The organism is Reyranella sp. (assembly GCF_017305915.1).
Classification (GTDB): domain Bacteria; phylum Pseudomonadota; class Alphaproteobacteria; order Reyranellales; family Reyranellaceae; genus Reyranella.
In genome coordinates this window covers 76370-100105 of record NZ_JAFKJN010000030.1, presented here as the reverse complement: position 1 = coordinate 100105, position 23736 = coordinate 76370, and the positions used below count along the sequence as shown (strand labels likewise).

Below are 23736 nucleotides of genomic sequence, written 5' to 3'. Positions count from 1 at the left end.
TTGGAAGTCCGCGATACGATCGTCTCGGCATCGAGATGGCGCAGCGCCTGACACGCCAATGGGTGCGGGCTGCGCGCCAAGTCACCATTTCCTGTGCCCGCGGGAAATGGTGAAAATGGAGAAAAATGGATGAAAATGGTCGGAAATGGTCTTTCTTCTGTCCCCCGTCACGCGGCCCCACACTGCGGTGGCAGCTCCTTGACCCCTCCCGACCCCGTCCCTAGATTGCCGGCCCCATGGTGATAAGGCCCTCTCGGGAGCGAATTAGCCGCCCGGTCCGCTAGCTGCGGCCGGGTTTTTTGAGCCTGCCTGAGCGCCGGATTCGGCGCCTCCCGTCCCGAATGCCGAGAGTTCGTCGTGACAACCGACTATAAATCCAGCGTTTTCCTGCCCAAGACCGACTTCCCGATGCGCGCCGGGCTGCCCAAGAAGGAGCCGGAGCTGCTGAAGCGCTGGGCGGACATGAACCTGTTCAAGCGCCTGCGCGAGGAGAGCAAGGGCCGCCCGAAGTTCGTCCTGCATGACGGTCCGCCCTATGCCAACGGCAACCTCCATATCGGCCATGCGCTGAACAAGATCCTCAAGGACCTCGTCTCCCGCACCCAGCAGATGATGGGCAAGGACTCCCATTACGTGCCGGGCTGGGACTGCCACGGCCTGCCGATCGAATGGAAGATCGAGGAGGAGTACCGCGCCAAGAAGCAGGACAAGGACCAGGTGCCGGTGGCTGAATTCCGTCGCCAGTGCCGCGCCTTCGCCGACCACTGGATCAAGGTGCAGCGCGAGGAGTTCAAGCGGCTCGGCGTCGAGGGCGACTGGGACAACTACTACTCGACCATGAAGTACGAGTCGGAGGCGGTGATCGCCAACGAGCTCGGCAAGTTCCTGATGAATGGCGGGCTCTACAAGGGCTCCAAGGCGGTGCTCTGGTCGGTGGTCGAGAAGACCGCGCTGGCCGAGGCCGAGATCGAGTATCACGACCATACCTCGGACACCGTCCATGTCCGCTTCCCGGTGCTGAAGTCGAAAGGTGGCAAGCTCGACGGCGCCTCGGTAGTGATCTGGACCACGACGCCCTGGACCATACCGGGCAACCGCGCGCTCGCCTTCGGCAAGGACATCGCCTACGCGCTGGTCGAGGTCGCCGCGGTCGGCGAGGGCAGCAAGGCCCATGTCGGCGAGAAGATGGTGCTGGCCAAGGACCTCGTCGGCGCCGTCGCCGAAGCCGCGAAGTTCACGCCCAAGGTCGTCGCCGATGTGAGTGCGGAAGATCTCGAAGGGCTGGTCGCCGCTCATCCGTTGCGCGGCCAGGGCTTCGACTTCGACGTGCGCCTGCTGCAGGGTGACTTCGTCACCGCCGATGCCGGCACCGGCTTCGTGCATATCGCGCCGGGCCATGGCGCCGACGACTACGAGCTCGGCACCGCCAACGGCGTCGAGGTGCCGGACACGGTGGCCGAGGACGGCTCCTATTATCCGCACGTGCCGCTGTTCGCGGGCCTGCAGGTCTACACCTCGGTCGGCAAGAAGGGCCCGGCCAACAAGGCCGTGACCGAGGCGCTCGACAAGGCGGGCAGGCTGCTCGCCTCGGGCCGCATCACCCATTCCTATCCGCATTCCTGGCGGTCGAAGGCGCCGGTGATCTTCCGCAACGCGCCGCAATGGTTCATCGCCATGGACAAGCCGATCGCCGAGATCGGCGGCACCCTGCGCGAGAAGGCGCTTGACGCGATCGACGCGACCCGTTTCGTGCCGCGCGCCGGCTACAACCGCCTGCGCTCGATGATCGAGACGCGGCCCGATTGGTGCGTGTCGCGCCAGCGCGCCTGGGGCGTGCCGATCGCGGTGTTCGTGAACAAGAACACCGGCGAGCCGTTGCGCGACCCCGAGGTGATGGCGCGCGTCGTCGAGGTCTTCGATGCCGAGGGCGCCGACGCCTGGTTCGAGAGCCCGCCCGAGCGCTTCCTCGGCAACAAGTACAAGGCGAGCGACTTCGAGCAGGTCCGCGACATTCTCGACGTCTGGTTCGACTCGGGCAGCACGCATGCCTTCACGCTCGAGGGCAATCCCGAGCTGAAGTGGCCGGCCGACCTCTATCTCGAGGGCTCCGACCAGCATCGCGGCTGGTTCCATTCCTCGCTGCTCGAGAGCTGCGGCACGCGCGGCCGCGCGCCCTATGACGGCGTGCTGACGCATGGCTTCACGCTCGACGAGCAGGGCCGCAAGATGTCCAAGTCGCTGGGCAACATCACCGCGCCGCAAGCGGTCTGCGACCAGTACGGCGCCGACATCCTGCGCCTGTGGGTGGTCGGCACCGACTACACCGAGGACCAGCGCATCGGCCCGGAGATCCTGAAGCACCAGGCCGAAGCCTATCGTCGGCTGCGCAACACGCTGCGCTACCTGCTGGGCAGCCTCGACGGTTACTCGGCGGCGGAGAAGGTCGAGTTCACCGAGCTGCCGGAGCTCGAGCGCTGGGTGCTGCATCGCCTGGCCGAGCTCGACGCGGCCATGCGCCAGGCGGTCGAGGATTTCGATTTCCACACCATCGCGACCGAGCTGCACAATTTCTGCGCGGTCGATCTCTCGGCCTTCTACTTCGACATCCGCAAGGATGCGATCTACTGCGACGCGCCCAGGGCACTGCGCCGGCGCGCCGCACGCACCGTGATGGCCGAGCTGTTCTCGTTCCTCACCGCATGGCTGGCGCCGATCACCTGCTTCACCGCGGAAGAGGCGTGGCTGATGCGACCCCGGGACGTGCCGGACGGCGCGGCCGAGAGCGTGCATCTGCGACTGTATCCGGCGATCCCCAACACCTGGCTCGACGAGGCGCTGGGCGAAAAGTGGAAGACCGTGCGCAACCTGCGCCGAGTGGTCACCGGCGCGCTGGAGCTGGAGCGCGCCGAGAAGCGCATCGGCTCGAGCCTGCAGGCGGCGCCGCATGTCCATGTCGCGCCGGAGTACCTGGCGGCGATGAAGGGCGTCGATCTCAGGGAGATCTTCATCACCTCGGGCGGCGGCCTGGTCGTGGGCGACGCCCCGGCTGGCGCCTTCAGCCTGCCGGACGTGGCGGGCGTCGGCGTGGTGCCGGCGCTGGCCATGGGCGAGAAATGCGCGCGCTGCTGGCAGGTTCTCGAGGAAGTCGGTAAATCGGCCAAGCACCCGCTGATCTGCGTGCGCTGCGAAGGAGCGGTGGAAAGCCTCGCATGAGACGAATCGATCGCGTCGCCATGGCGCTGGTCGTCGCGACTCTCGTCGTCGACCAGCTCTCCAAGCAACTGCTGCTCGGCTACCTCAAGGAAGCCGGTGCCGCGGTCTCGGTGATCGACGGCTTCTTCCGGCTGGTGATCGTATGGAACAGCGGCGTCAGCTTCGGCCTGCTGGGCGGCGACCGGCCGCTGCCGGCCTGGCTGCTGTCGAGCGTGGCGATCGCCGTCTGCATCGGCCTGTTCGTTTGGCTGCGGCGAACCGACCGGCCGCTCACCGGCTGGGGTATCGGCCTTGTCATGGGCGGAGCCATCGGCAATGTTATCGACCGCGCTCGCTGGGGAGCGGTGTTCGATTTTGCCGATTTCCACGTGAACCAATGGCATTGGCCGGCTTTCAACGTCGCGGATTCGGCAATCGTCGTCGGAGTGGGGCTGATGCTGATCGATTCGCTGATCGGCGAGCGGCAACGGGCGCGCCCTGATTAGGCCATGATCGGCAGACAAAGAATTCAAGGACAGATGATGCGGAGCCTCCTTCTTCCCCTGACCTGCGCGGCCGTCGCCGGCTTGATGCTGGGCGGCTGCAGCGCCTTCGAGAACCTGGGCGGCGGCAAGAAGGTGTCGCCCGACGAGTTCAAGATCGTCTCCCATTCGCCGCTCACCATGCCGCCCAACGCCGAGCTGCGGCCGCCGCGGCCGGGCGAGCCGCGTCCGCAGGAGACCTCGCCGGCCGACCAGGCCAAGGAGGCGCTGTCGCCAGCCCTGGCCGGCCGCGTCCAGGCGCAGGCCCAGGCGAAAGGCCCGCCGGCCGGCGCGCCGGGCGATGCTTCGGAGGCGGCGCTGATCGCCAAGGCTGCCGCCGGCGGCAGCGATCCCAACATCCGCGCCACGGTCAACCGCGACACCCGCGTGCTGGCCGAGAAGGACAATACCTGGATCGACAGCCTGATCTTCTGGCAGGACAAGCCGACGCCGGGCGTCGTCCTCGATCCCGAGAAGGAGCAGCAGCGGATCCGCGAGGCCCAGGCCAGCGGCAAGGCCGCGACCGGGGCGACACCCACCATCGAGCGCCGCAAGCGCGGCCTGCTCGAAGGCATCTTCTGAGCCTCAAGGCATGATCGGCCGCCGCGCTGCCGTCGGCGGCCTCGTTGCAGGCGCCCTGGCGGCGCCGCGCGGACCGGCTCTCGCCACCCTGCTCAAGGTCCAGCGCCGGCCGTCCGAGACCTTCACTCTTGCCAACGGCCTGCAGGTCGTGGTGCTGCCGTCGCGGCGCGCGCCGATCGTGACCCAGGTGCTGGTCTACAAGGTCGGCAGCGCCGACGAGACCTTCGGCCAGACCGGCATCGCCCATTTCCTCGAGCACATGATGTTCAAGGGCACCGGGACGCTCGCCGCGACCGAGTTCTCGCGCACCGTGGCGCGCAACGGCGGCCGCGACAACGCCTTCACCGACTTCGAGATGACCGGTTACCACCAGACCATCGCCGCCGACCGGCTGGAGCTGGTGATGCGCATGGAGGCCGACCGCATGGTCAACCTGCGCATCCTCGACCACGAGCTCCGGCCCGAGCGCCAGGTCGTGCTCGAGGAGCGGCGGATGCGGGTCGACAACGTGCCGTCCGAGCTGCTGGACGAAGCGGCGCGTGAGCAGCTGTTCGGCCGTCACAAGCCCTACGCCATGCCGACCTCAGGCTATGTCGAGGACGTCAAGCGGTTGGGCGTCAACGAGCTCAGCGCCTTCTATCGCCGCTTCTACGCGCCCAACAACGCCATCCTGATCGTGGCCGGCGACACCACCGCCGACAGCGTTCGCAAGCTCGCCGCGAAATACTACGGGCCGATCGCGTCGCGCAAAGTCGAGCCGCGGCGGCGGCCGTCGGAGGGCGGCACCGACCTGCCGCAGCGCGTGATGCGCGCCGACGCCCGCGTTGCCGAGCCGCGCTGGAGCCGCGACTGGCTGGCGCCGTCCTACCGCATGGGCGAGACCCGGCATGCCTATGCCCTGCAGGTGCTGGCGCGCCTGTTCGGGGGCAGCGAGACCAGCCGGCTGTCGCGCGCGCTGGTGACCGACAGCAAGATCGCCTTGTCGGCGAGCTCGGGCTACGGCGCCTCGAGCCTCGGCCTCACCAGCTTCGAGATTGCCGTGCATCCGGCGCGCGGCCGCAGCGTCGGCGAGATCGAGGCCGCGGTCGGGGCGCAGATGAAGCGCGTGCTCGACGGCGACGTCGGCGCCGACGAGATCGAGCGGACGCAGAACCAGCTGCTCGCCTCGGCGATCTATTCGCAGGACTCCCTGGCCAGCGGCCCGCGCCTCTACGGCCGCGTGCTCGCCACCGGCGGCAGCATCGCCGATGTCGACGAGTGGCCGCAGCGCATCGCCGCGGTCCGCCCCGACGAGGTCGTGGCCGCTGCGCGCCATGTCTGGCGCGACGAGGCCGCGGTGACCTCGCTGCTGGCGCCGGCGGACGGCTGGCAATGAGCCCCGCACGGACCATGGCGCGCGGACTGGTCCTGCTGCTGGGCCTCGTGCTCGCGTCGCAGGCGCGGGCCATGGAGGTGAAGGAAGTCACCACGTCGCTCGGCCTCAAGGCCTGGCTGGTCGAGGACAAGAGCGCGCCGGTGGTGGCGCTGTCCTTCTCCTTTGGCGGCGGCAGCGCGCGTGACAGCGAGGCGCAGAAGGGGCTGACCAGCCTCACCGCCAGCCTGCTGACCGACGGCGCAGGCCCGCTCGATGCCCAGGCCTTCAAGCGGCGCGAGGAGGACGCGGCGGCGTCGCTGGGCTTCGGCGCCTCGCTCGACCGGGTCGGCGGCTCGTTGCGGCTGTTGTCGGCCAACCGCGATGAGGCCTTCGAGCTGCTGCGGCTCGCCGTCACCGCGCCGCGCTTCGACCAGGACCGCTTCGAGCAGCGCCGGGCCCAGACGATCGCCTCGCTCAACCAGGCCGACCAGCGGCCGGCGACGGTGGCAAATCGCACCATGATGGCCGCGGTGTTCGCGGGCCATCCCTACGGCAACAACGCCTCCGGCGTGCGCGAGACGCTGCAGGGCCTCACCGTGCAGGACGTCAAGCAGCGCGCGGCGTCGCTACTCAATCGCAGCGACCTGGTGATCGCCGCGGTCGGCGACATCGATGCCGCGGAGCTGGCGCGCCAGCTCGACCGCGCCTTCGGCGGCCTGCCGGCCGGGCCGGCGGCGCCGGACGTGCCGGGCTGGACGCCGACCGCCAAGCCGCGCACCGTCAATGTCGAGCGGCCGGTGCCGCAGAGCTCGGTGCTGATCGCCCTGCCGGGCCTCTTGCGCGAGGATCCCGACTGGCACGCCGCGCTGGTGATGGTGCACATCCTGGGCGGCGGCCAGCAGTCGCGGCTGTTCACCGAGGTGCGCGAGAAGCGCGGCCTTGCCTATTCGGTGTCCGCCGGGCTGCGCGTGCAGCAGAAAGCCGGGCTGCTGGTGGTCTCGACCGGCAGCGCCAGCGAGCGCGTCGCCGATTCGCTGCGGGTGATCAAGGCGGAGCTGGCGCGGCTGCGCGAGGGCGCGAGCGACCAGGAGGTCGCGGACGCCAAAACCTACCTCAGCGGCTCGCTGGCGCTGTCGCTCGATTCCTCCGGCGCCATCGCCGGTCTCATGCACCAGCTTCAGGTCGACCGCCAGCCGCGCGACTACCTCGACCGGCGCGCCGCCTTGATCGGCGCGGTCAAGGCCGACGATGTCCGCCGCGTCGCCCGCCGCCTGCTGCGCGACGAGGCGATGACCACGATCATCGTCGGCAAGCCGGCCGGCGCCGCGGTCGAGCCCGAGAAGCCTTGAAGCATGTTCTATTCCCACGACATCGAGTCGGCGCTCGACGACAAGGTCAAAGGCGGCCTGTCGCCGGCGGTGCTCGAGCGTGAGCTCGAGCGGGCGCGGCCGGCGCTCGACAAGATCCGCAAATGGCGGAGCGACGGCACGCTGCCGTTGCTTAAGCTGCCGGCGCGGCGCGACGATCTCGAGGCGCTGAAGCCGCACGCCGAGCGGTTCGCGAAGTTCGAGCATGTCGTGGTGATGGGCAGCGGCGGCTCGAGCCTCAGCGGCAAGACCCTGGTGGCCCTGAAGGACCAGGGCTTCGGGCCGGCCAAGGGGCGGCCGAAGGTGCATTTCATGGACAACGTCGATCCGGCGACGTTCGAGGCGATGACCGGCCGCCTGCCGCTCGACCGCACCGGCTTCCTGCCGATCTCCAAGTCGGGCGGCACGCCCGAGACGCTCGCCGCCATCGTCACCGTGCTGGGCGCGCTCGGCACCCTGGCCGGCAAGGACAATGTCATCGCCATCACCGAAGCGGCCGACAATCCGCTGCGCCGGCTGGCGACCCGGCTCGGCTGCCCGATCCTGGAGCACGATCCCCGGATCGGCGGCCGCTACTCGGCGCTGTCGCTGGTCGGCATGCTGCCGGCGATGATCGCGGGCGTCGACGGTGCGGCGGTGCGCGAGGGCGCCGCGAGCGTGCTCGATCCGGTGCTGGCCGCCAACGACACCAAGGCGCTGGCGCCGGCTATCGGGGCGGCGCTGTCGGTCGGCCTGTCGCGGGAGAAGGGCGTCAGCATGACCGTGTTGATGCCCTACGTCGATCGGCTGGAGACCTTCGCCTTCTGGTATCGCCAGATCTGGGCCGAAAGCCTGGGCAAGGAGGGCCTGGGCACCACGCCGATCCGCGCCCTGGGCACGGTCGACCAGCACAGCCAGGTCCAGCTCTATCTCGGCGGCCCGCGCGACAAGCTGTTCACGCTGCTGATCGAGGACACGACCGGTCGCGGCATGCTGCTGTCGCCGCAGGCGCTGGGCGGCGACAAGGCGCTCGACTATCTCGCCGGCCACACCATGGGCGACCTGTTGCTGGCCGAGGCCGATGCCACCGCCGCGACCCTGATCAAAGACGGCCGGCCCGTCCGCCTGATCCGCCTCAAGACTGTGGATGAGCGGGTGATGGGCGCACTGATGATGCATTACATGCTCGAGACCATGTTTGCGGCCGAGCTATGGGGCATCGACGCCTTCGACCAGCCGGCGGTCGAGGACGCCAAGGTCCTCACCCGCCAGTATCTTTCCCAAAGGCGGAAGTCGTAAAATGGCGGCGCGATGCTGCGCCGCCTGCCTTCCAACCTGGTCAACCAGATCGCCGCCGGCGAGGTCGTCGAACGGCCGGCCAGCGCCGTCAAGGAGCTGGTCGAGAACGCGATCGACGCGGGCTCGCGGCGCATCGCCGTCAGCCTGAAGGAGGGCGGCCGCACCTTCCTGTCGGTGGTCGATGACGGCGTCGGCATGACGTGCGAGGAGCTTGGGCTTGCCGTCGAGCGGCATTGCACCTCGAAGCTGCCGGCCGACGATCTCAGCGACATCCGCACCTTGGGTTTCCGCGGCGAGGCGCTGCCGTCGATCGCGTCCGTGAGTCGCTTCACGATCACCTCGCGACCCCATTCGGACAGGGGCGGCGCCGACACGGCCTGGGCGCTGGCGATCGACGGCGGCGCCAAGAGCGAACCCAAGCCCGCCGCCCATCCGGCGGGCACGCGCGTGGAAGTGCGCGATCTCTTCTTTGCGACGCCGGCGCGGCTGAAGTTCCTCAAGGAGCCGCGCACCGAATCGAGCCACGTCGCCGATGCCCTGCGCCGCCTCGCCATGGCCCATCCCGAGATCTCCTTCCGGCTGGAGAGCGAGGAGCGGACGTTGCTCGACCTGCCGATGGCGGTGTCGCTGCTCGAGCGGCTGGCCGCCATCATGGGCCGCGAGTTCGCCAGCAACGCGCTGGAGATCGACGCCAACCGCGAGGGCTTCCGGCTGACCGGCTTCGCGGGCTTGCCGACGCTCAACCGGCCGACGGGCCAGCACCAGTACCTGTTCGTCAACGGCCGGCCGGTGCGCGACAAGCTGCTGGCCGGCGCGGTGCGCGGTGCCTACCAGGATTTCCTGGCGCGCGATCGCCATCCCATGGTGGCGCTGTTTCTCGAGGCGCCGACCGAATTGGTCGACGTCAACGTCCATCCCGCCAAGACCGAGGTGCGCTTCCGCGATGCCGGCATCGTACGCGGCCTGATCGTCGGCGCCCTGCGCACCGCGCTCTCGGCCGCCGGCCATCGCGCCAGCACGACGGTGTCCGATGCCGCCCTCGGGGCATTCCGGCCGCACACCGGCTATTCGACGCCATTGCCGATGGGCAACGGCCGCCCGTCCTCGATCCCGCGCGGTCTGGCCGAGGCGGCGATGCAGTTCATGGCGCCGCTCGCCGAGCCGTCGGTGCGTGCCGAGGCTCCGGTCGAGCCGGTCAACGGCAACATCCACTATCCGCTGGGCGTGGCGCGGGCGCAGCTTCACGAGACCTACATCGTGGCGCAGACCGACCAGGGCGTGGTGATCGTCGACCAGCACGCCGCGCACGAGCGGTTGGTGCACGAGCGGCTCAAGAACCAGCTCGAAGCCGAGGGTGTGAAGCGCCAGGCGCTGCTGCTGCCCGAGGTGGTCGATGTCGGCGAGGACGGCGCGCGGCGGCTGACCCAGCGCGCCGCCGAGCTCGCCGACCTGGGCCTGGTGCTGGAGCCGTTCGGGCTGGGCGCCGTGGTGGTGCGCGAGACCCCGGCGCTGCTGGGCGAGGTCGACGTGCAGGGCCTGGTGCGCGATCTCGCCGACGAATTGGCCGATATGGGCGATCACCTGTCGCTCAAGGAGAAGGTCGAGGAGGTGTGCGGCACGCTCGCCTGCCACACCTCGGTGCGCGCCGGTCGTCGGCTCACCGTCGAGGAGATGAACGCGCTGCTGCGGCAGATGGAAGCGACGCCGCATTCCGGCCAGTGCAACCACGGCCGTCCGACCTATGTCGAGCTGAAGCTCGCCGACATTGAAAGGCTGTTCGGAAGACGATGAGAAAGCTGCTGCCCTTTGGCCTGGCCCTCGCCCTGGCCATCCCCGCGTTCGCCCAGACGCCGCCTGACGGCCAGTGGCGCGGCCGCAGCGACGGCGGCCAGTGCAACGCGCCGCTCGACTTCGACCTCACCATCGACAGCGGCATCGTCGACGGCAGCGCCTTCGACACCACGGCGCACGGCCCGGTGCCCAACCCCAGGAAGACAGCGCCGCCGCCGCCCACGCCCAGCCTGTGGCAGATCCATGGGCTGGCCAAGCCCGGGACTTTCTCCCTGCTGGCCGTCGCCTCGGTGAAGGCCACCGACCGGCGCGAGGGCCGGCTCACTGCCAGCCTGCAGGGCAACACCCTGGTGGTCACCGAAAGCAGCGGCTGTGGCCGCACCGCCCGGCTGACCAAGGGCTAGTTTCCCGTCCGCGTGGGAAGCCTCCGGTGCCGATGGCACAGGGGTTTCCCGCGAATCCCACCCGCACACCCCCTCCCCCTCGCGGTGTTAGGATACCGCGGGGAAGGTCTCCAACGCGGCGAGGATACGCTCCTCGCGGCCGTCGAGCAGGCGGAAGAAGGCGTCCTGCGGCTTCTCCAGGACGAACATCGCGCGGGCATCGAGGCCGAGATTGAGGCCGCGCATCACCGCGCCGCTGACGCCGTGGCTGACCACCACGGTGCGCGTGCCCGAGGCGATGATCTCGGCCAGCGCTTCGGCCGAGCGGCGGCGCAAATCGTAGTGAGTCTCGCCGCCGGGCGGACAGAAGCCCTCGGGGTCGGCGCGCCAGGTCGCGAGTGCGTTCGGATTGTCGACCTCAATCTCGGCCCAGGTGAAGCCCTCCCAGTCGCCATAGCGCAGCTCGGCGAGCCGCGGATCGTCACGCCACTCCGCGGGATCGAGACCGAGCTCGCGTCCGACGATCAGGGCGGTCTCGCAGGTGCGGCCGAGCGGGCTGCGCAGGAACACGGTCGGCCCGGGTTCGCGCGCCAGCTCCGCCGCGAGGGCACGGCCCACGGCAGTGGCCTGGGCGCGGCCGCGCGCGGTGAGGCTCGAATCCTTGCTGCCCTGCATGCGGCGGTCGAGATTCCAGGCGGTCTCGCCGTGACGCAGCATGTAGAGCGGGGCGGAGAGCTTCATGGCCTGTAGCGCAGGATCACGATCTTGGCCGCACCATAGCGCCTCTCGTCGATCGGCTCGAAGCCCGATGGCGCGACGAGATCCTCGGTATTGCCGAGCTCGACGGCGGCGATCGCACCGGGCGCGAGCCAGCCGGCCTTGGCGAGCGCGGTCAGCGCTGGCGCGGCGAGGCCTGAGCGATAGGGCGGATCGAGGAAGACCAGGTCGCAGCCCTCGCGCGACGGCGGCGGGCGCGTCGCGTCGGCGCGGATCACCCGGGCGTTGGCGGTTTCGCCCATTTTGCGCAGGTTCTCGCCGATCAGGCGGATCGCCGTGGCATCGTTGTCGAGGAAGGTCGTGTGCGCCGCGCCGCGCGACAGAGCCTCGATGCCGAGCGCGCCGGAGCCCGCGAAGGCATCGAGCACGCGGGCGTCGACCAGCGGTGAGGTGCCCCCATGGCTATCTACGTCACGCCATTGGGCATGCATCAGGATGTTGAACAGCGATTCGCGGGCGCGGTTGGAGGTCGGCCGCGTCGTCAGGCCCTCGGGCGCGGCGATCGATCGGCCGCGATGCTTGCCGCCCACGATCTTGAGCATCAGCGCCGCCGCGGCCCCGCGTTCGGCCGCGCGTTCGGCTTGCCGCGCGGTTTGGCCCAACCTTCCTTGCGGGGGGTGCGTACGCCGAACAGGTTCTCCAGGGCGTGGGTCGGCACTTCGTCGACCTGGCCCTGCTCCAGCTCGCCCAGGTGAATCGGGCCGAAGGCGACGCGGATCAGCCGCATCACCGGCAGGTCGAGATAGGCCAGCACCCGGCGCACCTCGCGGTTCTTACCCTCGGTGAGCGCGATGTTCAGCCAGGCGTTGGAGCGCTGCTGGCGGTCGAGGCCGGCTTGGATCGCGCCATAGTGGACGCCTTCGATAGTGATGCCCTTGGCAAGCGCGGCCAGCCGCGCCTCGTCGACCGTGCCGTGGACGCGAGCGCGATAGCGCCGCGTCCAGGCGTTGGCCGGCAGCTCGAGCCGGCGTGCCAGGCCGCCATCGTTGGTCAGCAGCAGCAGGCCTTCGGACATGAAATCGAGGCGGCCTACCGTGACGACGCGGGGCATTCCCTTGGGCAGCGAGTCGAAGATGGTGCGCCGGCCCTGCGGATCGCGTTCGGTCACCAACTCGCCCGTCGGCTTGTGATAGCGCCACAACCGTGCCCGGTCCGCCTGCGGCAGCGGCTGGCCGTCGACCTCGATGCGGCTCCTGTCGGTGACGACGAAAGCCGGCGTCTCCAGCACCACGCCATCGACTTTCACGCGCCCGGCGGCGATCCAGCGCTCGGCGTCGCGGCGCGAGCAGAGCCCGGCGCGCGCCAGGCGCTTGGCGATGCGTTCGGGCTCGCTCACTTGGTGGCCGCGGCGCCCAGGAATGCCTTGAACAGCCGGGCGTCGCCCTCGGAGATGAGGAACTCGGGATGCCACTGCACGCCGATGCAGAAGCGGTACTTCGGCGCCTCGATGCCCTCGATCACGCCGTCGGCGGCGGTGGCGTTGACGATCACGCCGTCGGGCGCATCGGCCGCGGCCTGGTGATGGGCGCTATTCACCTGGAGCTGGTCGGCGCCGACGATCTCGTGGAGCTGCGTGCCGCGCGTGACGGCGACGGCGTGGCCAGGCTCGTTGCGCGGGTTGGGCTGCTCGTGGGCGAGCGCGTCGGCGACCGAATCGGGGATGTGCTGGATCAGCTTGCCGCCCAGCACGACATGCAAGAGCTGCTGGCCGCCGCAGATGCCGAGCACCGGCTTGTCCTGCGCCAGCGCCCCCTTGGTGACGCCGAACTCGAAGGCGGTGCGGCGGTCCTTGGTGATCACGGTCGCGTGCTTCGCGCCGCCGCCGTAGTAGGACGGATCGACGTCGAACGCGCCGCCGGTCACCACTAGCGCGTCGATGCGCTCGAGATAGTCGGCGATCCGGTCGGGCTCGTGCGGCAACGCCATCGGCAGGCCGCCGGCGGCGTCGATGGCGTCGAGGTAGTTCTGCCTGAGCGCATACCAGGGGAACTTGGAGTATCCGCCGGGCTTTTCCGCATCCAGCGTGACTCCGATCAGGGGGCGAGGCATGCGGCGAAGATACGCTCAGGCGAGGGCAGGCGCCAGATTCAGGCCACCGATTGCAGGCCATTCTTGGCCACGAGGGTCAGCAGCTTCAGCGAAGTGCCTCGCGGGTGCTTCTCGCCGCGCTCCCACTGGCTGACTAGACCCGTGGTGACGTTGAGATAGCGGGCGAACACGGCCTGGCTTGCTCTTTCGCGCAGGCGAATCCGCCGGATCTGGGTCGGTGTCAGCGGCTCGATCGGCGTCAAGCACAGCTCGTCAAAGGCCTTCATCGAACGGCGATCGATGATGCCGGCTTCGCGCAGGCCGGCCGCTGTCTCATGCACCGCTGCCAGAGCGTCGCTTCGATACCGTCTAGCCATTGCTCTCGATCTCCATGATCGTTCCGTTTTTCAGCGCCGCGATCAGCGCCTTCTCGTCCATCGCCAGCATTTCCGACGCCAACGACCGGAATGCGCTCAACTCCTGCCGGTCGATGTTATCCCGATCGTTCTTCGCGAAGCCGTAGACGAAGAAAGCTGTAGCCTGACGACGGAACAGGACGATGCTCCGAAACCCGCCGGATTTGCCCTGCCCCGGCCGGGCAAGGCGCTGCTTGATCACGCCACCGCCAAGATCGGCGTCAATCAATCCTCCTTCGGCCCGCCGGATGGCGTCCCGCAAGACGGAGTCGGGAATGCTCTCCTTGGCGGCGAAGCGCGCAAAGGGCTTGGTCTTGAAGAGCCGCATCCCAGCCGACAGTGGTGGCACTGAGTACTATAGTACTCAGTGCTATAGTATTCAAGCCGTCTAGCGCGACGCGACGATGTTCCGCGGCACGTCCTTGAACGGCTTGCTGGTGTCGACGCTGGTCTCGCGCGGCATCTTGAGGACGCGCTCGGAGATGATGTTGCGCTGGATCTCGTCGGTGCCGCCGGCGATCGAGGAGGCGGGGACGGAGACCAGGATCTCGGCGATGGTGCCGCCCATCGGGCTGTCCTCGCCGCTCAGCAAGGCGTCGGCGCCGGTCATGTAGGTGTGCACGCGGGCGGCCTGGCGGGCGACGTTGCTGGCGACCAGCTTGCCGAGCGAGCCTTCGGGGCCCTGCGGCTTGCCCTGCTCCTGGGCGGCGCGGGCGCGGCGGGCGGTCCATTCGGCCGACTTGGACATGATCAGCAGCTTGGCGATCTCCTGGCGCACCACCGGATCGGCGATCTTGCCGGTCTCCTTGGCGCGCTGCAGGACGAGGTCGACGCGGCCGGCGCGCTGCGGATACCACTTGTAGGGCTCCATCGTGGTCGCGATCTCGGCGCGCTCCTCCTCGTAGATGCGGCCGGGCTTCTGGCTGGCGGTGGCCCAGCTCCTGAGCCCGTCGGCGCCGCGGCGCTCGTGCATCAAGGTCGTCGTGGCGACCGTCCAGCCGTCGCCAACGTCGCAGATCATCATCTCCGGCTCGACCTCGGCGTCGGTGAAGAACACCTGGTTGAACGAGGCGTGGCCGTTCATCTGACGCAGCGGATGGACCTGAACGCCCGGCTGCTTCATGTCGAGGATGAAGTAGGCCAGCCCCTTGTGCTTGACCTTGTCCCAGTCGGCGCGGGCCAGCAGCAGGCCCCAATGCGCCTTGTGCGCCGAGGTGGTCCACACCTTCTGGCCGTTGATCACCCATTTGTTGCCGCGCTTGTCGGCGCGGGTGACGGCGCCCGCCATGTCCGAGCCGCTGCCCGGCTCGCTGAACAGCTGGCACCAGGTGTCCTCGCCGGTGAGGATGCGCTTCAGGAACTTCTGCTTATGCAGGTCGGTGCCGTGCGCCAGGATGGTCGCGGCGGCCAGGGTGCGGATGCCGGCCTTGGCGACGCCGACAGCGCCCACCTTGGCGAACTCCTCGTCGATAACGGCGTTGAACTTCACCGGCAGGTCGCGGCCGTACCATTCCTTCGGCCAGTGCGGCGCGCCCCAGCCCGAGTCGCAGAGCTTCTCGCGCCATTCGACCAGGCCATAGTCCGGGTTCCAGTTGGCCTCGAGCCAGGCGCGGACTTCGGTGCGGACGCTCTCTTCGGTCGATTCGGCGGTGGTGTCGGTCATGGTCATGTCCTCAGTGCGTCCCCTCAGCCAGCCCAGGCCTGGATCATCTTCTCGCGATGCTCGTTGGCATCGCCGAACAGGATCTCGCTCGACTTGGCGCGCTTGAACCAGAGATGGGTGTCGTTGTCCCACGTGAAGCCGATACCGCCATGCATCTGCACGGCGTGGATGGCGGTCTGCAGATAGGCCTCCGAGGCCTGCGCCTTGGCGAGCGACGCCAGCGCGGGCATGTCGTCGTCGCCCTCGTCGAGCGCCGCCGCGGCGTAGTAGGCCGCCGACTTCGCCAGCTCGACATCGACCAGCATGTCGGCCGCCTTGTTCTTGGTGGTCTGGAACGAGGCGATCGAGCGGCCGAACTGCATGCGCATCTTGACGTACTCGAGCGCGTCCTCGCGCAGCCGGTCGGCGCCACCCACCATCTCGTTGGCGAGGCAGACGATCGCCTGCTGCAGCGTCTTGGTGAAGGCAGCCCCGCCCTGGCCTTCGGCGCCGAGCGGCTGGGCCGCGACGCCCTTGAAGGCGAGGTGCGCGAGCTTGCGCGTCTCGTCCATGGTCTTGAGCCTGCGCCGCGTCAGCCCGGGTGCATTGCCGGCGACGGCGAAGAAGGAGAGGCCGTCGCTGCCCTTGGTACCGGGTTTGCGCGCCACGACCACGATCAGGTCGGCGGTGTGGCCGTCGAGCACGAAGCTCTTGGCGCCGTCGAGCTTGTTGCCGGTGGCGGTCATGGCGATGCCCGCGGCGTCCAGGCTGCCGTTCTCCTCCTGGAAGGCCAGGGTAGCCGTGACGGAACCGTCGGCGAGGCCGGGCAGCAGCGCTTTCTTCTGCTCTTCCGTGCCGGCATTGAGAATCGCGGTCGCGGCCAATGTGGTCGAGAAGAACGGCGCGCACAGCAGGCTGCGGCCCATCTCCTCCAGCACGATGCCGAGCTCGCCGAAGCCGAAGCCCTGGCCGCCATAGGCCTCGGGGATGTGGATGCCGGTGAGGCCGAGCTCCTGGTTGAGCCGCTCCCAGCCGTCGCGCTCGAAGCCGTCGTCGGTCGCCATCAGGCGGCGCACTTCCTTGGTGGGGGAGCGCGCCTCCAGCGCCCGCCGCAAGGTGGCGCGGAATTCCTCCTGCTCAGCCGAGAAGCTGAATCGCATCTCTACTCCTCCCAACTCATTTCTCGGCTATTTTCCCCGTTATGACCGGCCCGACAAGGCTCTCCCCGATGGAACGCGCATTGCAGCAGGCGCGCCTAGCCGCAGAGCGGGGCGAGGTGCCGATCGGCGCCGTGATCGTCGGCCCCGACGGCGCGGTGCTGGCCGAAGCCGCCAACCGCACCGAAGCCGATCGCGATCCGACCGCGCATGCCGAGCTGCTGGCGATCCGCAGCGCCGCTGCAAAACTCGGCGCGCCGCGGCTGGTCGATTGCGATCTCTACGTCACGCTCGAACCCTGCCCGATGTGTGCCCAGGCGATCTCCTTCGCGCGCCTGCGGCGGCTCTACTACGGCGCGGCCGATCCCAAGGGCGGCGGCGTCGAGCACGGCCCGCGCATCTTCAACCAGCCGACCTGCCATCACCGGCCGGAAGTCTATTCCGGCATTGCCGAACAGGAAGCGGGCGACCTGCTGCGGAGCTTCTTCAGGGAGAGGCGCTGATGGGATCGGTGGACTTCAGCCGCCTTCGATGCTGGCAAGGATGCGGTCGAAACGCCGATTTACGAGGTCGTCGTCGCTGATCCAGAAGAAGATCTCGTCCAAGTCGCCCCACATCCAATTCATTCCCTCGCTGGAGGAGAGCTGCATCAGCAGATGGTGCGTCCTCAAGGAGAGGTCACTGGGCTGATCGGGGACTCGATGGCCGAACATCTGATGGCGCCGAGTCACGGTCGGCCAATGGAGCTTTCTGTTGTTCTCGATCGCGGCCGGAGGTATCGCGCGAGCCGCCTCGGGTCCACGGGCGAGGACCAGGTTCGTGACCACCGTCAGGGTGCTCTCCGTTATCGCGTTCAACTGGTCCGTTCCGGCCAGATGCCGCACGTTCTCGTCCAGCCAACTCGGAAACGAGGGGTCGGCCTTCCCGCCCGTTGCGAGGGCGTTTGCCTGCTGCGGGATCGTCTGAAGCGCGCGGCGCCACGCAAGCGCTGGCCGTGACAGGAGGTGTCGAAGTCGCAGCCGGTCGAGCCATGTCGCCGTTCCATTCGCGATGCGCAGTCCATAGTCGGCGATCGCCGGTCCCGGCAATGCCGCTTTGCGGCGCGCCTCGAGCGAACGGACCCAGCGCCAGAACTCGCCGACAACGTCCGCCGTCGTCCTCGCAAAGCGCTCCTGCGAGCGGGCTCTCCTGATCCACTCCCGGCACTCGCCTATCATCTCCGGATCGGGGTCCTGTGGGCCCATGATCCGCGAATAGCTCCGGTCGCTCAGGAACTGGCTGCACCAGGCTTCGATGAAGACCCAGAGGTAGGGAAACGCCGGATCCGGAGTCCAGAGTTCAATCGGATTTTTGCCCTTCCTCATGGTCTGCGGCGCCAGAATTTGGCTCGGCGATGGGGGCGGAAACGTCCGGGTGAAGGATTCGTCATTGCCCGGCATGTCCTCGGGATAGGTCAGGCAGACGACCGGCTCCATCCACCACTTGGGATAGGCATCCGGTCGATGGACAGCCGATGTGGCCCAGCCGCTATGCCTGTTCCAGGAGTAGTTCTGATCATAGAGGATGCGCAGATTCTCCGGAGGCGACGTCTCGGCCAGAGGTTCCGAACCGTCGTCCGAGAACAGCACGGCCGCTTCCCCGTATTCGTCATTGTTGCCGAAAAAGTGCAGCATGCCGGCCGAGGGCAAAGTGTTCTCGGGAATCCTGGGAAGCTTCGACAAGTCGACCTGGCCGACGAAGGTGATCGGCTGGCCGGTCTCTGGACCGACGGGCCAGGTCAGCTTTCTGGACAGCGTCGGGTAGCCGCCGAAGTAGGTCAGATCTGCGAGGTCGTACTTCGGCGGATAGACCGGTTTGAAGACGATCGCGTTCAGCGGCTGGCTCGGATCGATCGGCATTGTTCGCGGTCAGGGCTTCACGAATTTCAGGAAGAACTCGTCCTTGGGCATCGGCGGATCGGGCGTGTTCTTGTCGCGCGGGTCGTTCGGATTGCGCAGGAAGTTGCCCTCGGCGGCGAGCTTGAAGCCGGCGGCCTCGACCTCCTGCCGCAGGAACGCTTCCTCGACGCGATGGAGCGTGCCCGATTCGGAGATGCCGGTACCCGACCGGCCAGAATGGTCGGCGATGATGTAGACGCCGCCGGGCTTCAGCGCCTTGAACACCGCCTTGTTCATCGCTGCGCGATCGACCTGCAGGAAGCCGAGGTCGTGGTAGTTGAACATCAGGGTGACGAGATCGAGCTTGCCGTCCGCCAGCGCGGCCGGCGCCGGATCCTCGAACGGCTGCACCACGGCGGTGATCGGCGCGGCGGCGACGTTGTTGGTCGTCAGCCTGCGCGAGCGGTCGGCCAGCGCCTCGGGCGAGGGACGCGGCGGCCCGGGCGGTGGTGGCGGTGCCGTTGCCGGCGTCGCCGAGGGATTGGCATTGCCTTCTGGGTTGGTCGGCCGCGGCGGCGGTGCTGTCGGTCGCGGCCGGCTCTGGCCATAGACCTTGCCGGTGGCACCGATCGAGCGGGCCAGCAGCTCGGTCGTGTAGCCGCCGCCGGCGCTGAGATCGAGCGCGGTGGTGCCGGGCGTGATCGCGAAGAAGGCGAGGATGTCCTCGGGGTGGCGCCGCTGGTCGTTGGTGCGGTCGGCGGCGCTGCGGTCCGGGCTGGCGACGATCGCTGTGATCTGCTCTTTCGTCAGTGTTTCAGCGGAGGCCGTCGCGCCGAAGGCCAGCGCCAGCAGGATAGTCAGCCCGAGTCTCATGCGGATCTCCCGTCAGCCGGGAGAATGCCCAGCGCGCGGCATCGCGCACCAGCGGAGATTTGTCGTTCAGCAACTGTTGAACGGCCGGCAGCGAATCGGATGCGCCGCTGTTGCCCAGCGCATAGGCGACATTGCGAATGAACCGGTCCCGTCCGATGCGCTTCACCGCGGTGCCGGCGAAGCGGTCGCGAAAGGCCGCCTCGTCCAGGGTTGCGAGCTCGGCCAGCGCCGGCGCGGTCAGCTCGGCGCGCGGCGTCAAGGCGAGCTCCCGGGCCTCCTGCGCGAACTTGTTCCACGGGCAGGCGGCGAGGCAGTCGTCGCAGCCATAGATGCGGTTGCCGAGCAGCGGGCGCAGCGCTTCGTCGATCGGCCCCTCGTGCTCGATGGTGAGGTAGGAGATGCAGCGCCGCGCATCGAGCTGGTAGGGCGCCGGGAAGGCGTTGGTCGGGCAGGCGTCGAGGCAGGCGCGGCAGTGGCCGCAATGGTCGGTCTCCGGATCGTCGCAGGGCAGCTCGGTCGACAGCAGCAGCTCGCCGAGGAACAGCCACGAGCCCCACTGCCGCGACACCAGGTTGGTGTGCTTGCCCTGCCAGCCCAGGCCAGCCGCCTGCGCGACCGGCTTCTCCATCAGGGGCGCGGTGTCGACGAACACCTTGATCTCGTGGCGATAGGTGTCCCAGACGAAGCGGCCGAGCGCCTTCAGCTTGCTCTTCACCACGTCGTGGTAGTCGCGGCCTTGGGCATAGACCGATATGGCGGCGCGCTCGCGCTCCTCGAGAATGGCCCGCGGATCGGTTTGCGGGCCGTAGTTCAGCGCCAGCGACACGACGGTGCGCGCCTGCGGCCACAGGGTCGCCGGATCGACCCGCGCCTCGGTGCGGTCACCGAGCCAGCCCATGTCGCCTTGGAAGCCCTGGGCGACGAAGGCGCCGAGCTGCTGCAACCGCTCGTGCCGCGCCTCGGGCGCCAGATTGGCCGGCGCGAAGCCCACGGCATCGAAGCCCAGCCGCAATGCCTCGGCGCGAATCGCGTCGCGCAGCTCGACCGGCGTCGCCGGTTTGGGCGGCCGCTTGGGGACGGGCGGCGTGCGGGCCATTTAGCGTCCGCGATACGGCGGGACGCCCTGGTCGGGCAGCCACAGCCCCTTGGGCGGCGCGCCGGTCTGCCAGAACACGTCGATCGGCATGCCGCCGCGCGGATACCAGTAGCCGCCGATGCGCAGCCAGCGCGGCGCCAGCTCCCGGGCGAGCCGCGCGCCGATCATCACGGTGCACTCCTCGTGAAAGGCGTTGTGGTTGCGGAAGCTGCCGAGGAAGAGCTTGAGCGACTTGCTCTCGACCAGCTTACGGCGCGGCGCGTAGTCGATGACGAGATGCGCGAAGTCGGGCTGTCCGGTCACCGCGCACAGGCTGGTGAATTCCGGCGCGGCGAAGCGCACCAGGTAGAGATCGCCCGGCCGCGGGTTGGGCACCGTCTCGATCTTCGCCTTGTCGGGCGAGAGGGGAGACTCCACGGCGTGGCCGAGCTGGGTCAGGTGAGGGTATTTAGACATGGCGCCATCATATGCTATCCGACGCGCCCATGACCCATCGGGTTGCCATCGTGGGGGCCGGTCCGTCGGGGTTCTACGCGGCCGACGGCCTGTTGCGTAGCCGGCCTGACCTGCGGATCGACCTGATCGACCGCCTGCCGACGCCTTTTGGCCTGGTGCGTGCAGGCGTGGCGCCCGATCACCAGGGCACCAAGGCGATCGTGCGCCAGTTCGAGAAGCTGCTGGCCGAGCCCGACGTGCGCTTCGCCGGCAATGTCGAGATCGGCCGCGACCTGTCCTGGGACGAGCTGCGCGAGGGCTATGACGCGGTGATCGTCGCCACCGGCATGACGATCGACAAAAAGCTCGGCGTCCCGGGCGAAACGCTGCCGTTCGTCTGGGGTTCGTGGAAGTTCGTCGCCTGGCTGAACGGCCATCCCGATTTCCGGCTCGGGCCCGACCTCGCGCAGGTGAAGACGGTCGCCGTGATCGGCAACGGCAATGTCGCGCTCGACGTGGCGCGGGTGCTCGCCAAGTCGGCCGACGAGATGGCCAGGAGCGACATCGTGCCGGAGGCGGGGGCGGCGATCGCCGCGGCGCCGATCACCGACATCCATATCATCGGCCGGCGCGGGCCGGAGAATGCCTCTTTCACCAACAATGAGCTGGCCGAGTTCGGCCGCCTGGCGCGCGCGGTGGCGGTGACCGATGCCGATCTCAGCGTGGCGCCACCGGCCACCGACCCGACGCCGGAGAAGCTGCGCAAAAACAAGAACCTCGAGATCCTGCGGAGCTTTGCGAAGAACGCGCCGGGCAGCAAGCCGATCGCCATTCATTTCGACTTCCATCGGCCGACGACCGCGATCGAGCCGGGCAAGTTCGACCTGGTGATCACCTGCATCGGCTATTCCGGCGTCGAGTTCCTGTCGGGTGAAGGGATATTCGCCGTGGGTTGGGCCAGGCGGGGGCCGACCGGGACCATCCCGACCAACCGCGCCGACAGCCATGCGGTGGCCCGGCAGGTGATCGCCTGGCTGAAGGAGCGCGATCCCAAGAGCGGGCTCGACCCGATGCCGATCGCGGTCGACCTGGCGGGCTGGCACCGCATCGACAAGGCCGAGGTGGCGGCCGGGGCGAAGCTCGGCCGGCCGCGCGTGAAATTGACCGACTGGAAGGCGCTGCTGGACACGGCCGAGGGCTGAGCGGCTAGTATCGCTCCCGGTTGCGAAGGGAGACTTCCATGCGTCGTTTCGTTTGCACGATCGCTGCCGCGCTGGCGCTGGCCGCGCCCGCCAGCGCCGAGACCGTGCTCAAGGTGTCGCTGCACTCCGATCTCAAGATCGTCGATCCGATCTGGACCACGGCGCTGATCAGCACGCATTACGGCAACATGGTCTACGACACGCTGTTTTCGGTCGACGACCAGCTCCAGCCCAAGCCGCAGATGGTCGACAAGTGGGAGGTCTCGCCGGACAAGCTCATCTGGACCTTCACCCTGCGCGACGGCCTCGAATGGCACGACGGCAAGCCGGTCGCGGCTGAGGACTGCGTCGCCTCGATCAAGCGCTGGGCGGCCAAGGATTCGATGGGCCAGAAGCTGATGAGCGTGGTCGCCGAGCTCGGCGCCCCCGACGCCAGGACGATCAAGATGGTGCTGAAGGAGCCGTACGGCCTGGTGCTCGATTCGCTCGCCAAGCCGTCGGCCAACATCCCCTTCATGATGCCCAAGCGCATCGCCGACACCGATCCCAACACGCAGATCACCGACTACACCGGCTCCGGCCCGTTCATCTTCAAGAAGGACGAATGGAAGCCGGGCGAGAAGGCGGTGTTCGTCAAGAACACCAGGTACAAGCCGCGCAGCGAGCCCGCCAACGGCCTCAGCGGCGGCAAGGTGGTCAAGGTCGACCGCGTCGAATGGGTCACCATCCCCGACCAGCAGACCCAGGTGAGCGCGCTGCTCAACGGCGAGATCGACATGGTCGAGAACGTGCCGCCCGACCTGCTGCCGCTCCTGCAGAAGGACAGGAACGTCAAGGTCATGGTGGTCAACAAGGCGGGCCGCCAGTACGAGCTGCGCTTCAACGTGCTGCACAAGCCGTTCGACAACCCCAAGATCCGCGAGGCGGTGCTCTACGCCCTCGACCAGAAGCCGTTCCTCGAGGCCAATGTCGGCGCTGCCGACTACTACTCGATGTGCAAGTCGCTGTTCCCCTGCGGCTCGCCGCTCGCCACCACCAAGGGCTGGGACGACAAGGTCTCGGGCAACGTCGCCAGGGCCAAGGAGCTCCTGAAGGAGGCGGGCTACGACGGCACGCCGGTCGTGCTGCTGCACCAGACCGACATCGCCGGCCACAACCAGCTCGCCACCGTCGCCAAGCCGCAGCTCGAGGCCGCTGGTTTCAAGGTCGACCTGCAGGCGATGGACTGGCAGACGCTGGTCGCGCGCCGTGCCAAGAAGGAGCCGCTCGCGCAGGGCGGCTGGAGCGTCTACTTCACCTCGTGGGGCTCGCCCGACGTCATGAACCCGGTGTCGGCGGCGTTCATCAACGCCGCGTGCGACAAGGCGACCTTCGGCTGGCCGTGCGACGAGGGCATCGAGAAGCTGCGCGACGCCTACGCCAAGGAGACCGACCCGGCCAAGCAGAAGGCGATCGCCGAGCAGGTCTCGGTACGGCTGTCGGGCGCCTATCCGACCTTCGCGCCGCTCGGCCAGTTCACCGTGCCGACCGCGTTGCGCAGCAACATCGACGGCCTGCTCGCCGTGCCCGAGCTGGCGCTGTGGAACGTCGAGAAGAAGTAGGCGTGCGTGCGTGCCCTGACGGGCGGCTGACCGGCTTCGCCGGATTTCACGCCGAATCCGGGCCGGGGCCGGACGCGTCCGATGCCGATGGCATAAGGGTTTCAGCCGCGAATCCGGGAATCCGCCCCACCCCCTCGGGCCGG

The 23736-nt window shown here is 68.5% G+C and carries 23 protein-coding genes; 11 read left to right on the top strand and 12 right to left on the bottom strand.

What is annotated here, in order from left to right; all coding sequences use genetic code 11:
• Positions 1-408 precede the first annotated feature (408 nt).
• The 8 genes from ileS to J0J01_RS26555 are packed head-to-tail and all read left to right on the top strand — an operon-like array spanning position 409 to position 10510.
• A complete protein-coding gene (ileS, locus tag J0J01_RS26590) occupies positions 409-3213 on the top strand; it encodes an isoleucine--tRNA ligase (RefSeq protein ID WP_296386376.1) in 2805 nt (934 codons plus the stop codon).
• 20 nt (positions 3214-3233) lie between these two features.
• The gene (gene lspA, locus J0J01_RS26585) at positions 3234-3698 is read left to right on the top strand and encodes a signal peptidase II (protein WP_296386288.1); all 465 of its coding nucleotides are present in this window, start codon (positions 3234-3236) and stop codon (positions 3696-3698) included.
• A gap of 33 nt (positions 3699-3731) precedes the next feature.
• A complete protein-coding gene (locus J0J01_RS26580) occupies positions 3732-4316 on the top strand; it encodes a DUF3035 domain-containing protein (RefSeq protein WP_296386285.1) in 585 nt (194 codons plus the stop codon).
• 10 nt (positions 4317-4326) lie between these two features.
• Positions 4327-5691: a pitrilysin family protein gene (locus J0J01_RS26575; RefSeq protein WP_296386283.1), complete on the top strand. Its 1365-nt coding sequence runs from the start codon at positions 4327-4329 to the stop codon at positions 5689-5691.
• Positions 5688-7019, top strand: coding sequence for a pitrilysin family protein (locus tag J0J01_RS26570; RefSeq protein ID WP_296386281.1), 1332 nt, complete (start codon positions 5688-5690; stop codon positions 7017-7019). Before J0J01_RS26575 ends, J0J01_RS26570 begins: the two co-directional genes overlap by 4 nt.
• Before the next feature lie 3 nt (positions 7020-7022).
• Entirely contained in the window at positions 7023-8315 is a 1293-nt protein-coding gene (locus tag J0J01_RS26565; protein ID WP_296386278.1) for a glucose-6-phosphate isomerase, read from the top strand.
• 12 nt (positions 8316-8327) lie between these two features.
• Complete coding sequence (mutL, locus tag J0J01_RS26560; RefSeq protein ID WP_296386277.1) at positions 8328-10106, top strand: DNA mismatch repair endonuclease MutL; 1779 nt, start codon at positions 8328-8330, stop codon at positions 10104-10106.
• Positions 10103-10510, top strand: coding sequence for a hypothetical protein (locus J0J01_RS26555; protein ID WP_296386276.1), 408 nt, complete (start codon positions 10103-10105; stop codon positions 10508-10510). The genes mutL and J0J01_RS26555 overlap by 4 nt, the downstream gene beginning before the upstream one ends.
• Positions 10511-10597: 87 nt before the next feature.
• Here J0J01_RS26555 and J0J01_RS26550 read toward each other — a convergent pair whose 3' ends face one another.
• Genes J0J01_RS26550 through J0J01_RS26515 form a run of 8 tightly spaced genes read right to left on the bottom strand, consistent with a single transcriptional unit; the run spans position 10598 to position 16512 of the window.
• On the bottom strand, positions 10598-11230 hold the full coding sequence (locus J0J01_RS26550; protein WP_296386274.1) for a histidine phosphatase family protein: 633 nt from the start codon (positions 11228-11230) through the stop codon (positions 10598-10600).
• Positions 11227-11808 (bottom strand): 16S rRNA (guanine(966)-N(2))-methyltransferase RsmD, encoded by a 582-nt coding sequence (gene rsmD / locus J0J01_RS26545; protein WP_296386272.1) that lies wholly within the window; start codon positions 11806-11808, stop codon positions 11227-11229. Before rsmD ends, J0J01_RS26550 begins: the two co-directional genes overlap by 4 nt.
• Positions 11808-12602, bottom strand: coding sequence for a pseudouridine synthase (locus J0J01_RS26540; RefSeq protein WP_296386270.1), 795 nt, complete (start codon positions 12600-12602; stop codon positions 11808-11810). Before J0J01_RS26540 ends, rsmD begins: the two co-directional genes overlap by 1 nt.
• Entirely contained in the window at positions 12599-13315 is a 717-nt protein-coding gene (locus tag J0J01_RS26535) for a gamma-glutamyl-gamma-aminobutyrate hydrolase family protein (RefSeq protein ID WP_296386268.1), read from the bottom strand. The genes J0J01_RS26540 and J0J01_RS26535 overlap by 4 nt, the downstream gene beginning before the upstream one ends.
• 38 nt (positions 13316-13353) lie before the next feature.
• On the bottom strand, positions 13354-13671 hold the full coding sequence (locus tag J0J01_RS26530; protein WP_296386266.1) for a DNA-binding transcriptional regulator: 318 nt from the start codon (positions 13669-13671) through the stop codon (positions 13354-13356).
• A complete protein-coding gene (locus J0J01_RS26525) occupies positions 13664-14038 on the bottom strand; it encodes a type II toxin-antitoxin system RelE/ParE family toxin (RefSeq protein ID WP_296386264.1) in 375 nt (124 codons plus the stop codon). The genes J0J01_RS26530 and J0J01_RS26525 overlap by 8 nt, the downstream gene beginning before the upstream one ends.
• A gap of 60 nt (positions 14039-14098) precedes the next feature.
• A complete protein-coding gene (locus tag J0J01_RS26520; protein ID WP_296386262.1) occupies positions 14099-15373 on the bottom strand; it encodes an acyl-CoA dehydrogenase family protein in 1275 nt (424 codons plus the stop codon).
• Positions 15374-15396: 23 nt separating this feature from the next.
• Positions 15397-16512, bottom strand: coding sequence for an acyl-CoA dehydrogenase family protein (locus J0J01_RS26515; protein WP_296386260.1), 1116 nt, complete (start codon positions 16510-16512; stop codon positions 15397-15399).
• Between the two features lie 68 nt (positions 16513-16580).
• Here J0J01_RS26515 and J0J01_RS26510 point away from each other — a divergent pair, with 68 nt between their 5' ends.
• Entirely contained in the window at positions 16581-17012 is a 432-nt protein-coding gene (locus J0J01_RS26510) for a nucleoside deaminase (protein ID WP_296386258.1), read from the top strand.
• A 15-nt stretch (positions 17013-17027) separates the two neighbouring features.
• Here J0J01_RS26510 and J0J01_RS26505 read toward each other — a convergent pair whose 3' ends face one another.
• From J0J01_RS26505 to queF, 4 genes are read right to left on the bottom strand one after another with little or no spacing between them, the layout of a single operon-like run.
• On the bottom strand, positions 17028-18407 hold the full coding sequence (locus J0J01_RS26505; protein ID WP_296386256.1) for a DUF1963 domain-containing protein: 1380 nt from the start codon (positions 18405-18407) through the stop codon (positions 17028-17030).
• Positions 18408-18416: 9 nt separating this feature from the next.
• A complete protein-coding gene (locus tag J0J01_RS26500; protein ID WP_296386254.1) occupies positions 18417-19259 on the bottom strand; it encodes a methyltransferase in 843 nt (280 codons plus the stop codon).
• The gene (gene queG, locus J0J01_RS26495; protein WP_296386252.1) at positions 19201-20355 is read right to left on the bottom strand and encodes a tRNA epoxyqueuosine(34) reductase QueG; all 1155 of its coding nucleotides are present in this window, start codon (positions 20353-20355) and stop codon (positions 19201-19203) included. The genes J0J01_RS26500 and queG overlap by 59 nt, the downstream gene beginning before the upstream one ends.
• Positions 20356-20811 (bottom strand): preQ(1) synthase, encoded by a 456-nt coding sequence (queF, locus tag J0J01_RS26490; RefSeq protein ID WP_296386250.1) that lies wholly within the window; start codon positions 20809-20811, stop codon positions 20356-20358.
• 29 nt (positions 20812-20840) lie between these two features.
• Between queF and J0J01_RS26485 the strand changes: the two genes are divergently transcribed.
• Positions 20841-21992, top strand: coding sequence for an FAD-dependent oxidoreductase (locus J0J01_RS26485; protein WP_296386247.1), 1152 nt, complete (start codon positions 20841-20843; stop codon positions 21990-21992).
• Between the two features lie 38 nt (positions 21993-22030).
• Positions 22031-23593 (top strand): ABC transporter substrate-binding protein, encoded by a 1563-nt coding sequence (locus tag J0J01_RS26480; protein ID WP_296386244.1) that lies wholly within the window; start codon positions 22031-22033, stop codon positions 23591-23593.
• Positions 23594-23736 lie beyond the last annotated feature (143 nt).

Coding starts and splice junctions, on each gene's coding strand:
- ileS (WP_296386376.1), top strand. CDS start 409: ATGCGCGCCGGGCTGCCCAAGAAGGAGCCGGAGCTGCTGAAGCGCTGG.
- lspA (WP_296386288.1), top strand. CDS start 3,234: ATGGCGCTGGTCGTCGCGACTCTCGTCGTCGACCAGCTCTCCAAGCAA.
- J0J01_RS26580 (WP_296386285.1), top strand. CDS start 3,732: ATGATGCGGAGCCTCCTTCTTCCCCTGACCTGCGCGGCCGTCGCCGGC.
- J0J01_RS26575 (WP_296386283.1), top strand. CDS start 4,327: ATGATCGGCCGCCGCGCTGCCGTCGGCGGCCTCGTTGCAGGCGCCCTG.
- J0J01_RS26570 (WP_296386281.1), top strand. CDS start 5,688: ATGAGCCCCGCACGGACCATGGCGCGCGGACTGGTCCTGCTGCTGGGC.
- J0J01_RS26565 (WP_296386278.1), top strand. CDS start 7,023: ATGTTCTATTCCCACGACATCGAGTCGGCGCTCGACGACAAGGTCAAA.
- mutL (WP_296386277.1), top strand. CDS start 8,328: ATGCTGCGCCGCCTGCCTTCCAACCTGGTCAACCAGATCGCCGCCGGC.
- J0J01_RS26555 (WP_296386276.1), top strand. CDS start 10,103: ATGAGAAAGCTGCTGCCCTTTGGCCTGGCCCTCGCCCTGGCCATCCCC.
- J0J01_RS26550 (WP_296386274.1), bottom strand. CDS start 11,230: ATGAAGCTCTCCGCCCCGCTCTACATGCTGCGTCACGGCGAGACCGCC.
- rsmD (WP_296386272.1), bottom strand. CDS start 11,808: ATGCTCAAGATCGTGGGCGGCAAGCATCGCGGCCGATCGATCGCCGCG.
- J0J01_RS26535 (WP_296386268.1), bottom strand. CDS start 13,315: ATGCCTCGCCCCCTGATCGGAGTCACGCTGGATGCGGAAAAGCCCGGC.
- J0J01_RS26530 (WP_296386266.1), bottom strand. CDS start 13,671: ATGGCTAGACGGTATCGAAGCGACGCTCTGGCAGCGGTGCATGAGACA.
- J0J01_RS26525 (WP_296386264.1), bottom strand. CDS start 14,038: ATGCGGCTCTTCAAGACCAAGCCCTTTGCGCGCTTCGCCGCCAAGGAG.
- J0J01_RS26520 (WP_296386262.1), bottom strand. CDS start 15,373: ATGACCGACACCACCGCCGAATCGACCGAAGAGAGCGTCCGCACCGAA.
- J0J01_RS26515 (WP_296386260.1), bottom strand. CDS start 16,512: ATGCGATTCAGCTTCTCGGCTGAGCAGGAGGAATTCCGCGCCACCTTG.
- J0J01_RS26510 (WP_296386258.1), top strand. CDS start 16,581: ATGGAACGCGCATTGCAGCAGGCGCGCCTAGCCGCAGAGCGGGGCGAG.
- J0J01_RS26505 (WP_296386256.1), bottom strand. CDS start 18,407: ATGCCGATCGATCCGAGCCAGCCGCTGAACGCGATCGTCTTCAAACCG.
- J0J01_RS26500 (WP_296386254.1), bottom strand. CDS start 19,259: ATGAGACTCGGGCTGACTATCCTGCTGGCGCTGGCCTTCGGCGCGACG.
- queG (WP_296386252.1), bottom strand. CDS start 20,355: ATGGCCCGCACGCCGCCCGTCCCCAAGCGGCCGCCCAAACCGGCGACG.
- queF (WP_296386250.1), bottom strand. CDS start 20,811: ATGTCTAAATACCCTCACCTGACCCAGCTCGGCCACGCCGTGGAGTCT.
- J0J01_RS26485 (WP_296386247.1), top strand. CDS start 20,841: ATGACCCATCGGGTTGCCATCGTGGGGGCCGGTCCGTCGGGGTTCTAC.
- J0J01_RS26480 (WP_296386244.1), top strand. CDS start 22,031: ATGCGTCGTTTCGTTTGCACGATCGCTGCCGCGCTGGCGCTGGCCGCG.